The sequence below is a fragment of the Paenibacillus vortex V453 genome, from assembly GCF_000193415.1.
GTDB lineage: Bacteria > Bacillota > Bacilli > Paenibacillales > Paenibacillaceae > Paenibacillus_AQ > Paenibacillus_AQ glucanolyticus.
In genome coordinates, this window is the sequence record NZ_ADHJ01000014.1 from 96,736 (window position 1) to 111,349 (window position 14,614).

The 14,614-nt window shown below is 48.5% G+C and carries 13 protein-coding genes and 1 pseudogene; 13 read left to right on the plus strand and 1 reads right to left on the minus strand.

Going from position 1 to position 14,614, the window contains the following annotated elements; translation table 11 throughout:
* Nucleotides 1-31 precede the first annotated feature (31 nt).
* From PVOR_RS07410 to PVOR_RS07435, 6 genes and pseudogenes are all read left to right on the plus strand, one after another.
* Nucleotides 32-1,108, plus strand: coding sequence for a fatty acid desaturase (locus PVOR_RS07410; protein ID WP_006208518.1), 1,077 nt, complete (start codon nt 32-34; stop codon nt 1,106-1,108).
* A gap of 34 nt (nt 1,109-1,142) precedes the next feature.
* Entirely contained in the window at nt 1,143-2,276 is a 1,134-nt protein-coding gene (locus tag PVOR_RS07415; protein ID WP_006208519.1) for a sensor histidine kinase, read from the plus strand.
* A complete protein-coding gene (locus tag PVOR_RS07420) occupies nt 2,273-2,875 on the plus strand; it encodes a response regulator transcription factor (RefSeq protein ID WP_006208520.1) in 603 nt (200 codons plus the stop codon). Before PVOR_RS07415 ends, PVOR_RS07420 begins: the two co-directional genes overlap by 4 nt.
* 365 nt (nt 2,876-3,240) lie before the next feature.
* Nucleotides 3,241-4,462: pseudogene (locus tag PVOR_RS07425) on the plus strand (cation:proton antiporter).
* A gap of 81 nt (nt 4,463-4,543) precedes the next feature.
* Nucleotides 4,544-5,032: a cation:proton antiporter regulatory subunit gene (locus PVOR_RS07430; RefSeq protein ID WP_006208523.1), complete on the plus strand. Its 489-nt coding sequence runs from the start codon at nt 4,544-4,546 to the stop codon at nt 5,030-5,032.
* Between the two features lie 206 nt (nt 5,033-5,238).
* The gene (locus PVOR_RS07435) at nt 5,239-5,988 is read left to right on the plus strand and encodes an SDR family NAD(P)-dependent oxidoreductase (protein WP_006208524.1); all 750 of its coding nucleotides are present in this window, start codon (nt 5,239-5,241) and stop codon (nt 5,986-5,988) included.
* A gap of 126 nt (nt 5,989-6,114) precedes the next feature.
* On the opposite strand, the gene PVOR_RS07440 is transcribed toward PVOR_RS07435, so the two are convergent.
* Nucleotides 6,115-6,861, minus strand: coding sequence for a class I SAM-dependent methyltransferase (locus tag PVOR_RS07440; RefSeq protein WP_006208525.1), 747 nt, complete (start codon nt 6,859-6,861; stop codon nt 6,115-6,117).
* 232 nt (nt 6,862-7,093) lie between these two features.
* On the opposite strand from PVOR_RS07440, the gene PVOR_RS07445 reads away from it, so the two are divergent.
* From PVOR_RS07445 to PVOR_RS30330, 7 genes are all read left to right on the plus strand, one after another.
* Nucleotides 7,094-8,278 carry an acyltransferase gene (locus PVOR_RS07445; protein ID WP_006208526.1) on the plus strand — a complete coding sequence of 395 codons (1,185 nt, stop codon included), beginning with the start codon at nt 7,094-7,096 and terminating at the stop codon, nt 8,276-8,278.
* A gap of 146 nt (nt 8,279-8,424) precedes the next feature.
* Nucleotides 8,425-9,117 (plus strand): response regulator transcription factor, encoded by a 693-nt coding sequence (locus PVOR_RS07450; protein WP_006208527.1) that lies wholly within the window; start codon nt 8,425-8,427, stop codon nt 9,115-9,117.
* A gap of 30 nt (nt 9,118-9,147) precedes the next feature.
* Nucleotides 9,148-10,356, plus strand: coding sequence for a sensor histidine kinase (locus PVOR_RS07455; RefSeq protein WP_006208528.1), 1,209 nt, complete (start codon nt 9,148-9,150; stop codon nt 10,354-10,356).
* Nucleotides 10,357-10,573: 217 nt separating this feature from the next.
* Entirely contained in the window at nt 10,574-10,903 is a 330-nt protein-coding gene (locus PVOR_RS07460) for a hypothetical protein (RefSeq protein WP_006208529.1), read from the plus strand.
* A 187-nt stretch (nt 10,904-11,090) separates the two neighbouring features.
* Nucleotides 11,091-13,346 (plus strand): outer membrane protein assembly factor BamB family protein, encoded by a 2,256-nt coding sequence (locus PVOR_RS07465; RefSeq protein WP_234972814.1) that lies wholly within the window; start codon nt 11,091-11,093, stop codon nt 13,344-13,346.
* 52 nt (nt 13,347-13,398) lie between these two features.
* The gene (locus tag PVOR_RS07470; RefSeq protein WP_006208531.1) at nt 13,399-13,740 is read left to right on the plus strand and encodes a hypothetical protein; all 342 of its coding nucleotides are present in this window, start codon (nt 13,399-13,401) and stop codon (nt 13,738-13,740) included.
* Nucleotides 13,741-13,803: 63 nt separating this feature from the next.
* On the plus strand, nt 13,804-14,136 hold the full coding sequence (locus PVOR_RS30330) for a hypothetical protein (RefSeq protein ID WP_138917776.1): 333 nt from the start codon (nt 13,804-13,806) through the stop codon (nt 14,134-14,136).
* Nucleotides 14,137-14,614 lie beyond the last annotated feature (478 nt).

Below are 14,614 nucleotides of genomic sequence, written 5' to 3' on the forward strand. Positions count from 1 at the left end.
CTTGCGCTTCATTACGAGGAGGAAGACAACTATGGCTAAGCCCGATAACAAACTGTCCAGCTTGAAAAAGAACGTTGCCCCTTATGAGGAAATTGACACAAAGGCGAGTATAGGTCAGCTTCTTAATACACTGGTTCCCTTAATACTGCTATGGTATGCCGCCTATCTAAGCTTATCTGTATCTTACTGGCTTACCATTCCCATAGCCGTTATTGCTTCGGGGTTTGTTGTTCGGACGTTTATCATATTCCATGACTGCACTCACGGGTCTTTCTTCAAGAATCGCCGGGCGAACAGAATCCTTGGCACGATTACGGGCGTTATTACGCTGTGTCCTTATGAGCAGTGGAAAAACACGCATGCCATTCATCATGCTACGAGCAGCAACCTCGATAAGCGGGGAATCGGCGATATGTGGGTATTAACCGTTGAAGAGTATGGAGCGGCATCCTTTTGGCAGCGTCTGTACTACCGGGTTTACCGTAACCCGATCGTCATGTTTGGCCTTGGTCCCATCGCTATTTTTCTGGTTTCCTATCGTTTTAACCGTAAAGGTGCGAGACGTAAGGAGAAGATCAGCAACTATATAACGAATATTTCGATTGTGGCTTTGTATGCAGTGCTATGCTGGGCGATTGGATGGCAGGCATTCCTGCTCGTTCAAGCTCCGATATTCATGGTATCGGGAATGCTGGGGATATGGCTGTTCTATGTACAGCACCAATTCGAGGAGACGTACTATGAGCATGATGAAGAATGGAGTTATATCAACGCAGCCGTTGAAGGCAGCTCTTATTACAAACTGCCGAAGGTTCTGCAGTGGATCACGGGCAACATCGGCTTCCATCATGTTCATCATCTTAGTCCGAAGGTTCCTAACTATAACCTTGAGAAGGCGCATGAAGCAGCACCTCCTCTTCAAAAAGCAACAACGATTACGCTGAAAACCAGCTTGAAGTCCATTCGCTTCCGTTTATGGGACGAAGAGAAAAAACTGTTTGTAACATTTAAGGATGCACGGCGATCGCTGCGTACGTCAAAAGAATCAGTATTGGAGAAAGCCGAAAAGAACCTGGCAAGCCCGAGACCCAGAGTGCAGGGCGAGTAATTCATCAGCTTGAACCGACGGAAGGTGGGACCCCATGCAGAAATGGTATCAGATATTTCATAAAAGCACGGGGTTAAGCCCGTATGTATGGGTTGTCTTCTACATCCTTCCGTTTTATTTCATCTTCCGGTCGACGTCTACCTATCAGATTGTCATCGGTATTCTGATGATTGTGATGTTTTTTGCCTTCTATGTCTTGTCCTTTCTGTCGAAAGGCTGGGTTGTATATTTCTGGACGAGTCTGCAGATTCTGATATCAATCACGATGTCTGTGGTTTTCAGTTACATCTATTTCTCGTTGTTTCTCGCATTTTTTATCGGGAATATCAGGAATAAGGCCGGTTTTTTCACGCTGTATACCGTTCATCTGATAACGACAGTCATTACGGTCAATTATGGATTGTTAACGCGGAATCCGTTCTTTATAACACAGCTACCGTTTGTTCTGGTCAGTGTGGTAGGCGTAATTCTGCTTCCCGTGACCAACTATAACCGAAATAAGAATGATCAACTCCAGGGCCAATTGGAGGATGCGAACAAACGGATCTCTGAACTCGTCAAGCTGGAGGAGCGCCAGCGGATTGCCCGCGATTTGCATGATACACTGGGACAAAAGCTGTCTCTCATCGGTCTTAAAAGTGATTTGGCCGGCAAATTGATGACACAAGATACGGCAAGAGCCCAAGCCGAGATCGACGATGTTCGCCAGACGGCCAGAACCGCACTGAAAGAAGTGCGCGAGATGGTGACGCGGATGCGGGGCACCCGGCTTACGGATGAGTTCTTCCGCATTCGGCAAATATTAAAGGCGGCTCAGATCGAGCTGACCTTTGAGGGAACGCTGGAGCCGGATAATCTTTCGTTAATGAATGAGAATGTAATCAGCATGTGCCTGAAAGAGGCCGTGAATAATATAGTCAAACATAGCAATGCAACGACCTGCTCCATTGCGATTGAATCCACCGAAAGCGATCTGGTTGCGAGGGTGAAGGATAATGGAACGGGATTTGTGACGGATGCGAAGAATCGCGGTAATGGGCTGCGAGGCATGAGAGAGCGGCTTGAGTTCGTGAATGGAAGCATGGAGTTCACTTCTGGCGAGGGTACAACGCTTGTCCTTCGAGTACCTACTGTGCTCAGACTGCCGGATAAGGAGGCGGGAATATGATCAGAATTGTCATTGCCGAAGATCAGCGGCTGCTGCTTGGAGCTCTGGCCTCACTGCTTGATCTGGAGGAAGATATGCAGGTGGTTGGAACGGCGGGCAATGGGAAGGATGCCGTAAAGCTCGTCAAACTTCATAGACCGGACATCTGTATCATGGACATTGAGATGCCCATGATGAACGGGCTTGAGGCGGCCGAAGAGTTGAAGGGTTATGGCTGTAAGGTTATGATCTTGACGACTTTTGCCCGGCCCGGGTATTTCGAGCGTGCCGTGAAGGCAGGTGCTAACGCGTATCTGCTTAAAGACAGCCCGAGCGAGGAATTGGCTGCATCCATTCGCAGCATTATGGCAGGCAGACGGATATATGCCTCGGAGCTGGTGGACGAAGCCTATTCCGGTGAAGAGAATCCGCTGACGGAACGGGAAAAGGAAGTTCTCAGTCTCATTGCAGACGGCAAGAACACCAAAGAAATCGCCACCCAGCTATTCATTACAACAGGGACGGTTCGTAATTATATTTCCGTTATTCTGGATAAGCTTGGCGTCAGCAACCGGATTGAGGCGATTACCCGCTTTAAGGAAAAAGGCTGGTTTAAATAAATACGAAAATGACAGAAGCCCCGTGGCACTAGCCATGAGGCTCTTTTTTTTCTGTTCGAAAAGGATATCGGTTGTAGAGATGCGTGGCTAAGTGTAGATACATGGATTTTTTTACCTGTTGTATCATGCATAATAATGTATATTTATTCATTATTGCAGGATTGTTTGTGATTTTCGGATAGAATTTATATTTAATGGAAACAATGAAATAACTAATCAAATAATGAGATTTATTATGAGCTCGAACATAATGATCTAAATCGGAGTCAACCAAAGAATATGGATGCATTTTTGTAAATGTATGCATTTTTATGTATAATAGAAATGATTGCCAGTAATAAAATTTGAGGAGGAGGAGGTCTTCTATGGATCATATGATGTTTGAGGTTGGAACTGCTCTGATTCTGGTTGCTATAGCCTCTGCGATTGCCGGAAAACTCAAGTTCTCAATTATACCATTCTTGATTGTGCTGGGGATGCTTGTAGGGCCACATGCACCAACGATAGGTATTCTGGATTTTAAGTTTATCGAGAGCCAGGGAATCATTGATTTTCTGGGGCAGATGGGTATCCTATTTTTGCTATTTTATCTCGGCCTTGAATTCTCCGTTCAAAAATTGATCAAATCTGGACGAAACATTGTGGTAGGCGGAACCGTATATGTAGTATTGAACTTTGTACTGGGTCTTGCTTACGGATTCCTGATCAATATGCCACTGTATGAGACGTTGATCATCGCAGGAATAGTTGTCTGTTTCTTCCAGTGCGATTGTGGCTAAGGTACTGGTAGATCTGCGACGCACCGGTAATGCGGAGACGGAGCTTATTCTCGGTATGATTTTGTTCGATGATATTTTCCTTGCCGTGTTCTTGTCGATCATGTCTGGACTGCTGTTAGGCGGGGCGACATCGGTAGGAGCAACGATCATCTCGGTTTGTATTTCCATTGGCTACATGCTGTTGTTCTTTGTCATTGCGAGAAAAGGCCCGCCTATACTTAACAAATTGCTGAATATTACGTCCAGCGAGATTTTCATTATTGTTGTTTTCTCAACGATGTTCTTTATTGCCGGGTTCTCAGAGACCCTGCACGTAGCCGAAGCGATCGGTGCGCTGTTGTTTGGACTAGCTCTATCCGAGACGGAGCATAGCGAGCGGATTGAGCAGCTGGTTATTCCTTTCCGTGATTTTTTTGGGGCAATATTCTTCTTCAGTTTTGGTCTTGGTATCGATCCGACCACCCTGGGAAATGCGTTATGGCTGGCACTTGGCGCCGTGGTGCTGACCATTATCGGCAACCTCGTTGCTGGTATGATCGCGGGACGCAAGGCTGGACTGTCGCATAAGTCGTCGCTTAACATCGGGTTGACTATTATGGCACGGGGCGAGTTTACGATTATCGTTGCCAATCTGGGACTCGCGGGCGGACTGTCCGCAATGCTGAAACCATTCTCTGCGCTCTATGTTCTGATTCTCGCGATTCTTGGGCCTCTTCTAGCGAAAGAATCAAAACGCGTGTACCGTGGAATGAATCAATTATTCAAATGGACCGATCCTGTGGAGAAAGTGAAAAAAAGGAAAGCATAAGGACGACCGAGATGATTTACTTTCTCCCAACTAATCTATATAATCTAGAGATTGAATTAACCCAGAACGGAGGATTTACACATGAGTATTATTCGCGAATCTGATCTGCCGGGTATCGGGAAGAAGTTCCTTATTCAGGCGAGATCAGGGGATAAGCTGGTTGTTGTTATACATGACGACGGCCGAAGAGAGCTGTACCACTTTGAAGATGACAATCCTGAGGAGAGCATCTCCCAGATTACCTTAGAAGATGACGAGGCTAGACAAATCGCCGGGATTATTGGCGGCATGACGTATAAACCGAAAGCATTGGAGACCATTGAGGTGACACTGGAGGATCTGATCATCGAATGGGCACGAATTGAGCCGCATTACAAATGCGTGGGACAATCCATTGCGGGGCTACAGGTTCGTCAACGTACAGGTGCTAATGTATTAGCGATTGTGAACAAGAAAGAGCAGAGAATCAATCCGGGTCCGGACGATATCCTGACAGCGGGATCGACATTGGTGCTTGCGGGAGAGCGTAAACAGATCAAGCAGTTGAAAGAGCTGCTGGTCAACGGTTAATAGCGATAAGATTCACTGATCGGTGATGACCATATCCGAATATGGACAGCAAGCTTCTCCTGGTGAGAGGCTTGCTTTTTTTTGATGCATAAGAAATATGCTTCCATATTTCAGCGGGATAATATAGGTGCAATTTGAAATTCTCCACGAAATGCTCTATCGTTGATAGTGAAGCTATCATTTTGATGAAAGAAGGCGCATACAGCATGAGACTCAAGGATAAAGTAGCTATAATTACAGGTGGTGCCGGAGGCATCGGCAGCGGCATGGCTTTTGCCATGGCTAAGGAAGGCGCTAAGGTTGTGATTGTGGACGTGAATGAGGAGAAAGGGCGTGAAACGGAGAAAAGACTGAAAGAGTTCAGTGATTCGATGTTTATCAACGGTGATATTACCCATAAATCCTCGATTCAGAGTATTGTTGATGATGTTATGAAAACTTATGGCAAACTCGACGTTCTCGTTAACAATGCACATGTATCCAAGCAGGTACCTATCGTGGATACAACCGATGACGTGATGGCGTTGTCGTTTGATACCGGTTTTTATCCGACGTTTTATTTTATGCAGACGTGTTATCCTCATCTGAAGGCAACTCGGGGCAAAGTGATTAATTTTGCATCCGGTGCCGGTCTGTCGGGCATGGTGAACCAAGCCTCCTATGCCGCAGCAAAAGAAGCCATTCGCGGGCTGTCCCGCGTGGCCGCCAACGAATGGGGAGCCGACGGCATCAACGTCAATCTGATCAGTCCCATTGCACTGACGCCGGGCGTTGAGCAGTGGAGCAAGGCATTCCCGGAAGAATACCAAGGCATGGTCGATAAAATTCCGCTGAAAAAAATGGGGGATCCCGAGCAGGATATCGGACGCGTGGCCGTTTTTTTGGCAAGCTCCGATTCCGACTACGTGACGGGTCAAACACTGATGGTAGATGGCGGTTCAATCATGCTGAGATAATAGGGAATTTCTCTCTCAAAAAAAGAGCGCACAAGGGCCTTGTCCCTTGTGCGCTCTTTGTGTTTAATGGCAGGCTGATATGGGGTATGGATATCCGGAGGATAAAAGATAGTGGTTCGACTTCTCTTATCTTCGGGCTATCATCATAAACCGCGCGGCATTCGTCCGAATTCCCCGATCGGTGCGATGGTCGCTGATAAACTGCTGAAGGATACGGAAATCATCTTCCTCCTGACCGAATCGAGGAATGATGGGTGTGTGCTTTAGCAGAAAGATCAGGTCCTCCTCGCGCTCGTAGTACTCGACTGCATCATACTCGGCATAATGAATATTGCGAAATCCGGCAAGCTGGAGTTCCTTCGTATACTGTTCCTTCAGGCTGCCGTCCGGACGAAGGGATTGTCCTCTTCCAAAGGCCTGTACCAGATTGGCTTTATCACACTCGCGAACCTGCTGCGTCAGAAATACGCCATCCTCCATCAGGACTCTGGCAGTTTCGGATGCGTGGAAAGGGGAATGCCGACATGAGATGATATTGAAAAATTCCGAAGGGAATGAGAGCGACTCAGCTTCCATCTGTGCAAAGCGTACATTGGAAATCGCGGTCCGCTGCATATTCCGCCGGGCGGTTTCAACCATGGTGTGGGAAAGATCGATCCCAACCAGCAATGCTGCGTGGGAGGCGGTAGACAACAGGCTCTCTCCGCCGCCAGTACCGATATCAAGCAGAACATCGGAAGCTGTGCATAATCGACTGACCTGATCATAGAAATCCCATTCCACGCCTTCTGAAGAACATCTGATCTGGCTGAAGTCCCAGCCGTTCAAGGCTCCTACGGTATCATAAAATTGCTTGTATTCCTGTGAATTCATATATATGAACCACCTTCCATATTCCCATTTTTACCCCGATTGGAAAGATAATTTAATTGTAAGTCCAAGGACTTCATGCAATCAAGAAGAATTATGTTAGGAGAAGGGACCAGAATCTTAAGTAATTGTTAAGGATTTGGAAGTATAGCGTTAAGAACTGTCCTATATACTTTATGAATCCGTTTCGTCTAACACACGAAAATAACCGGACTTCAGATGAGAGGGTAATTCTATGAACAAAACGAATGTATTGCCAAGGGAGCGTCTTCCCGAACTGCAGCTGGTACGCGCATTTGCCATTCTCGGCGTCCTGTCCGTTCACTCTACGTCGTATGCGGTGTCCGCCATGACGGAGTCCAAGTATTTTTTTATCTACAATTTCATGAATATCTTTATGAAGTACGGAACGCCTACGTTTATATTTTTGAGCAGTCTGGTCCTCTTCTACAATTACTATGATCGTCCCACGACGAAGAAGCTGATTGGCGGGTTTTACAAAAAAAGACTGTTATATATTATCATTCCTTACACGCTCTTTTCGGTGTTCTACTTCGTGCTGCTTCACTACCTGTATTATCAAGGCAGACCGTTTGGCGACACGATGGAGAGTTTTGTTCAGAAGCTGCTGACCGGCAAAGCCTATACGCATCTATATTTTGTCTTTATCAGCATTCAGTTTTACGTGCTGTTTCCGCTTGCGCTGTGGTTGTTCAAGAAACTGCCGTCGCTTGCGAAATGGGCGATACCGATTGGACTGGTCATCCAGTGGACGTTTATACTTATGAATAAGTATTATTGGCAGGTACCGAATAAGGGAAGCTGGGCGTTGTCCTACATGGCCTATTTCATGCTGGGAGCTTTTATCGGCATCTATTATCCGAAACTGAAAGCCTGGATTGTGATCAGCCGTGCGAATGTTACGCCATACCGCGTTACGGCTTGGGTGATGTTGTGGGTAATGTGGGCTGCTGCGGGTCTTGGTCATGTCTACATTTATTACAACAATCGTCTGCACGGAACGAGTTATAATTCTACGCTGTACGAGTTGATGTGGAATGCACATACCTATTTGGGGGCGCTGGTGCTGCTCCAGCTTGCTATTCTATTTTATCGGATCGGGGTTCGTGGCTGGACACCTGCGCTGGAGAGACTGGGGGCCATTTCTTTTGGAATCTATTTAATTCATCCGTTCTTCCTGCTCATCTACCGTGAATTCCCGCTTGCCACGGGGAGCTCGATTATTACCCATCTGTGGTATGCCGGGGGTTTTGCAGCCGCATTAGGCTTCTCATGGATCGTTGTCGAGCTTACGGTGCGCTATATACCAGGCTCTTGGGTAATATTCGGCAATATTCCGAAATCGAAGAAATTCGTCAAGCCTGCCGATCAACCTGCCGTGCCGCTCTCTGGTTCATAGTTCGCTTCGCAGCAGCCAGGACGTATGCCAAGAGAGAGCAGGGCTGTGTCTAACATCAGGATAGAAACTGCCGCGCAGCGCGGTTCGACTGCACAGGCTTGCGTCTGGTAGACGTTCTCCTGTCAGTTGCATATCAAGGAGGAGCCATGTCTTTAGTTACGATACTAATGGTAGACGATGAAACCGAAATTATTAAATTAATGGAGATTTACGTGAGAAATGAAGGCTACAAGCTGCTCACGGCCTCTCATGGACTGGAAGCGCTGGAGATTTTGAAAACGCAGAAGGTGGATTTGATCATCCTCGATGTCATGATGCCGCAGATGGATGGGATAGAGGCTTGCATGAAGATCCGGGAGGAGAATAACACGCCGATCATCATGCTGTCCGCCAAGAGCCAGGAGATTGATAAAATCGCAGGACTCAGCATCGGCGCGGATGATTATGTGACCAAACCGTTCAGTCCGCTCGAATTGATTGCCAGAATCAAATCGCAGCTGCGCAGATACAAACACCTGAACAGCAGATCGGTACGAAACGAGAACGAGATTCAGATCGATGAGCTGATTGTCAACGTGGCTTCACACCGGGTCACGGTGGCGGGCGAGGAGATCAAGCTGACACCGCGCGAGTTTGCCCTGCTGCATATGCTGGCTATTAACCGCGGGCTGGTGCTGAGCATGGACAAGATTTATACCGAGGTGTGGAATGAGCCGTTCATGGAATCGAAAAACACGGTCATGGTCCATATTCGCAAGCTGCGTGAGAAGATCGAGAAGGATCCGCAGCAGCCGGAGTATATAAAAACCGTATGGGGAATCGGGTACAAGATAGAGTAAACTTAAGCAGAGGTGACAGACTTGAAAGTAATGAAGCTCCATAGCATCCGCCTGAAGATGATGCTCATGCTGCTCAGCAGCATCGGCATTACGGCTGCCCTGCTTATTATTCTCTATTCATTAAGCACGCTGATCCTCAGCATACCGGCGATCAATTCGCCGCTTGCCTGGCTCATCAATAACATTGGCTCGGAGCCAGTCATGATGCTCACGGGCATCATTCTCTTTTTTGCCAGCTATTATATGACCACAAGATGGTTCGTAATAGATCTGCAGAAGATCCAGATAGGACTTCAGGAAATTACAGCCGGACGATTCGACTCCAAAATCGAGCTCAAAACCCAGGATGAATTAGGCAGCGTTGCTTCCAGCATTAATCACATGACCGAGCAGTTGAACGCTTACCTGGAGGAAATTACGCACGGGCTTCGTGAAATTGCCAAAGGGAATTTCGATACCGAAATTCCGGTTTATTCCGGCAGTCAACTGGGCGAGGTAGCCGAGAGCATCAATCAGATGAGCAGGCAGCTGCATCAATCCATTCTGGAGGAGCGCTACGCCGAGAAGACCAAGAATGATCTGATTACAGGGGTTTCTCATGACCTGCGGACTCCGCTTACCTCGATACTGGGATTCCTTGAGGTGATTGAGGAGGATCGATATCAGGATGAGGTGGAGCTGCGATATTACGTAAATATCGCTTATGAGAAAGCCCAAAATCTGAAAAGGCTGATTGATGATCTGTTTGAATATACACGGATTAATAATGGGCTCCCGCTGGATATCCGGAAGATCGATATGGTCCGGTTCATCAGGCAGCTTATCGAGGAATCGGTACCGACTCTGGAGAAATCCGGGATGGAATGCAACCTAACGGCAGAGGAAGACCTCATCATCATGGCAGACGGCGCGCAGCTTGTCCGTGCCTATGAGAATCTGATATCCAATGCGATCCGGTACGGAGAATCCGGCAAAATCATCGACATCACCGTCCGAAGCGATCGGGATCAGGTGAGCATCAGCTTCACCAACTATGGCGATCCGATTCCCGAGCGGGATCTGCCCTTCATATTCGACCGCTTCTACCGTGTGGAAGGCTCTCGTTCGAAGCTGACGGGCGGCACCGGTTTGGGACTGGCGATTACGAAGAGCATTGTGGAGGTCCAGGGCGGCGAAATCCGGGTGCGGAGCGATGAGCGGAGAACGACCTTCGAAACGCGTTTCCCTAAAGTCATATGACGGATGCTATACAGGCTGGCGGGTACTTGACGGAGCGCTCCCTTTGAAGGGAGCGTTTTTTGTTGACAAATAAGATAAGAAAGCTTTCACGCTGGCAATCGCATGCCCGATGTAATTGTTCAGTTTAATTTAAGCAATCGTTAAGGATTTGGAAGCCTGGTTGATAAGATATGTTCCTTATACTTTCCTTCAGGAAGTACATAAGGAGGCAGCGAAGATGAGTTTGTTGCAGCATGCGAAGCAGAACGCTGGATTTACGATGGTATGGTTGGCAATGGGTCTGATTGTTATGGTCTTGTTTGTATCGGGATGCGGAGGGGACCGGATGTCTTACAGAGAGGCGTTAACTCCAAGCGGCAAAAGCCTTAAGGGATCAACAGCAGAAATGCATAAGGATTCGCCTGCCTCTTCTGCATCTTTTATAGAGAAGTTATGGGGTGAAGTGTGGGATGGGGTGACTCATCGTACAAGGCAAATGACGGGGGAGCAGGTGCCGCAGGGCCGTTTACTATATGACTCGGGCAAGAGATTGGAAATACGACGATGAAGGGAAAGCCGGCAAGTCGTGTTCCGTTGAAAATACCACGCCGTATCCGGTGAGAGGATTACCTTATTTACGCAACAACGAGAGAAACAAGAAAAAGCTCCCTTCGCGAAAGGGAGCTTTTTCTTTGGATTATGGAACATATTGTCTTATAATAGCGTTTACCATATATACGCTTGTATTGGAGAGGATGGTTCCTGTGAGTTCACGTGTATCGATCCGAAAGCGATGGTTCATCGGCATAGTGACAGCCGTCAGTATATCGCTCATTTGGGTTCCGGCTCAGCGGACGGAGGAGAGCGCTCGTGTTGTCGTTGCTGGTGCCGCAGACGTTATTAAAGCAGGTCAAACGGTCACGATCCGGCAGAAGACCGCCCTTTTTCCTAGTGCGCTTACCAAGAACAGCCATCTGACAGATCTTAAGGCAAGTTATTATGGAGCCAAGGGAGAAGTGCTCCGGATCAGCTCCGTGAAAGACGAAATGTCCTATATCCAATCCGATTCCCGAGGAGACTTGTGGCTCCCGACGTGGTATGCGACCAAGGAAGCAGCACTAAGCCAAGAAATTTCCCCGCTCTCGCTTCAATTGCGCAGTAGCGGCAGTCTATACCTGGCTCCCGGGAGCGGGGTCAGATGGCCGGTAACAGCTGCCGGAATGTCACTCGTTGCCGTCGCACAGTGGAAGGACTGGTACGGTGTTATCATCCCTCCTGCCAAGTGGAAGGATGATTACCAGATCTATCGCCCGGCGATGATGTGGGTGCAAGGAAAGGACATAGCAAGCAAACAGACGTTGCCCGACGGACTGCTGGATGGGGAGTCTGAATTATCGACCGATGTGGTGCGCAACTTGACGGAGTTTCTTTTCAAGAAAGGAACCAGCTCTCCTTATGTGAAAAAACTGCTCGGAGAGCCGCAGGTGAGGGAGACCTCACGGAATCAGGAGCAGAGCTCCAGTAAACCGATGATCCTGGGTGAAACCTGGAGGTATGAGCTGCGGGATGTACATTATACAGCCACCTTCTCACCTGCCGGAAAGCTGGTGGCTAGCGAATGGACGATGCCTGCGACGGGAGTGTTTGAGCGTAGAGGTGCTGGTGATGACTACGAGTTTACCTATCATTTTGCCGCTGTACCGCCGCTAAAGACGATAGAGGCTGACCCCGCCTGGAGAAATCAGGGCAGTCTGAATTATACGTTCCTGCTGGAGGCGAGCGAGGACGTATTGCTCCTCAAGGGAGATGACGGCGGTTATAGCGGCATGCACGATCATTCATCCCTGTATGCCATCGATCGAAGCACAGGCAAGAAACTGTGGCAGGAGGATGCAGGTTTTGGCTGGTATACGGCCGTAATAGATAAGGATCGCGAGCATGTCACGATGTTCTCGGCCTACAATCCCGTCATCAAAAATTATCAAGCCAGGGTGCGTCATATCCGGCTATCGGATGGTAAAGTGCTGTGGGAGGTTAAGCCGAAGAATGAATTTGGCCTGACCATGACGGCTGTGCAAGACGCGATTGTTCTGGATGAACCGCTTAATTTGCATGAAACCCGGAGTCTGCTGAGTGTGCTGGATCAGGAAACCGGCAAGCTGCGCTGGAAAAAGACGCTGACTGGCGACCACCGTCTGTTAAGCCAGGGCGATGATCCGTACATACTCATCGAACAGAATGGGCGGCTTGAAGGGTATGATCCTGTAACCGGCAAAGCCGTTTGGTATGACAACGTCGGGAAAAGGACAATGGACGATCCGACCCGGGATTCGTATTTTACGGGAGGACATCGTTATGATCCGATAGCGCCAGCGGACCTTACGACAAGATGGATGCTGCTGGGCAGCCAGTGGGTTCTGTTCAATACGAGGACCGGTGAGCGGGAGGGCGTTTATCCAGCCTCCGAAATGGAACGGTTTGAGGTGCTGGATGAGCGGTATCTGCTGGTGCAGCGTGCGCTGAACGGGAAGTATTTCAGCGGGGCGACCGCTTACGAAACCGTGCTGTATGACAGCGTTGAAGGGAAGGAAGTCTGGACGCTGAAGGGAAGGGCAGCCCGCGGAATTATTGAGGGCGAGAGAGTCTATCTAACCTTGAACGGCATCCCGGCCGCTGTGAATCAGAAGACCGGCAGCGTGATTTGGAAGATGGATCATTCGTTGCAAGCAAAAGAAGATGTATCCCATCTGGTTGGCAGCAGTTATGGAATATTGGACCGTTACCTGCTTATAAGCCTTGGCAGTGATCTGGTGGTGCTGAACAAGGAGACCGGCAAGAGCTTGGGAAGGTTGCAGCATGTGATCACCGGCAACGTTGACCTGCGTGAGCAGTATGCAAGAAATGGCGCGCTGAACATAACGGAGCATGAGGTGCTGGTTGGAACGGTGAATGGGGCATTCATTCGTTATGATAGGGCAGAATTAGAGGCGCGTCTGGATGAGCTGCTGTAATCTCTTTTTTATAGAAAAACGGTAATGCAAAGGCTATAAAGGAGGAGGACTTGTGGGCAACAGGCTAAAGTTAGCAGGGATTCCTGTCATCAGTTTATTGTTAATCCTGTGTTTGGGCTGCGGGAGCAAGCAGTCGGTGAGTTATGCGTCTGTGTTAAATTATAACGATGAAGAGTATATCGGAAAGGGCATCGAATCTGCGGAAGTTTTTGCCGATGCAGATTTGACCTTGGCGGGTAGGATTCAGAAGCAGCTCGAGCCGGATCAATACCCGGATACGAACCTATCGTCGAATGAACTTCAAGAAGGCACGGAGATCTATATCGTGAATGATGATACGTTGGTAGCTCTGCAAGAAGACAGGAGTTTCAAAGTGTTTGAGCGTATAAACTGAGTGAGGTATAGGGAGGCGTCCTTAAAGTCTGGAGACAGGCTTTAGGGACGTTTTTTCTGCGATTTGGCACATCAATCTTGGATTGCCCGTGCCCTCAGAACCGGTACAGCAAGGGAGTTGCTGCTCGTTCCTGAGAAGGAGTGGCTGTTAGTTGTGGAGACCGATGAAAGGATGGGGCGCCCTCCCAACGGTTGGTGTCTGCATCAGGTTTTGAATGTATCGGTTGCGGAAATCCGGATCACGGCTGTTGAAGGTGCTGCTGCCGTGGTGATTGCAAGCCCCGTGTACAAAGATTCTGGGGTTGGTCCCCAACACCACTATTACGCGAGTAACCCTGGTTCTTGCCGCTGTTCCGACATCTTAACGGACTCCAGATCCGTTATTTGCCTCTTTTAGTCCCTTTTTTGAATCTAACGGACTCAGGATCCCTTATTACCTCATAAAACAAACAAATTGCTGACTCATATCACAAATAACGTATCTCATGTCCGTTAGTCTCAAAAACAACACTTTTCCAGCTAAATAACGAATCCTCTGTCCGTTAGCCCTAAGAGCGGCAGCACCACCACCACTACGTCACCATTGCCACATCGCTACCATGTCACACCACCACCACTACGTCACCATTGCCACATCGCTACCATATCACACCACCGCCACGCAACCGTGCCCCCAGGACCGCATGCGACCATCGCCCCCACCGCCGCCACGCAACCGTGCCCCAGGACCGCCATGCGACCATCCCCACCATTGCCACGCAACCGTGCCCCCAGGACCGCCATGCGACCCTGTTACCACCGCCACCATCAGCAACGCTGCCAAATTTTAATATGGTTTCATTCTATTGAATGGTATAATATTCCTGGTTCAAAAT

Coding starts and splice junctions, on each gene's coding strand:
- PVOR_RS07410 (WP_006208518.1), top strand. CDS start 32: ATGGCTAAGCCCGATAACAAACTGTCCAGCTTGAAAAAGAACGTTGCC.
- PVOR_RS07415 (WP_006208519.1), top strand. CDS start 1,143: ATGCAGAAATGGTATCAGATATTTCATAAAAGCACGGGGTTAAGCCCG.
- PVOR_RS07420 (WP_006208520.1), top strand. CDS start 2,273: ATGATCAGAATTGTCATTGCCGAAGATCAGCGGCTGCTGCTTGGAGCT.
- PVOR_RS07430 (WP_006208523.1), top strand. CDS start 4,544: ATGAGTATTATTCGCGAATCTGATCTGCCGGGTATCGGGAAGAAGTTC.
- PVOR_RS07435 (WP_006208524.1), top strand. CDS start 5,239: ATGAGACTCAAGGATAAAGTAGCTATAATTACAGGTGGTGCCGGAGGC.
- PVOR_RS07440 (WP_006208525.1), bottom strand. CDS start 6,861: ATGAATTCACAGGAATACAAGCAATTTTATGATACCGTAGGAGCCTTG.
- PVOR_RS07445 (WP_006208526.1), top strand. CDS start 7,094: ATGAACAAAACGAATGTATTGCCAAGGGAGCGTCTTCCCGAACTGCAG.
- PVOR_RS07450 (WP_006208527.1), top strand. CDS start 8,425: ATGTCTTTAGTTACGATACTAATGGTAGACGATGAAACCGAAATTATT.
- PVOR_RS07455 (WP_006208528.1), top strand. CDS start 9,148: ATGAAGCTCCATAGCATCCGCCTGAAGATGATGCTCATGCTGCTCAGC.
- PVOR_RS07460 (WP_006208529.1), top strand. CDS start 10,574: ATGAGTTTGTTGCAGCATGCGAAGCAGAACGCTGGATTTACGATGGTA.
- PVOR_RS07465 (WP_234972814.1), top strand. CDS start 11,091: ATGGTTCCTGTGAGTTCACGTGTATCGATCCGAAAGCGATGGTTCATC.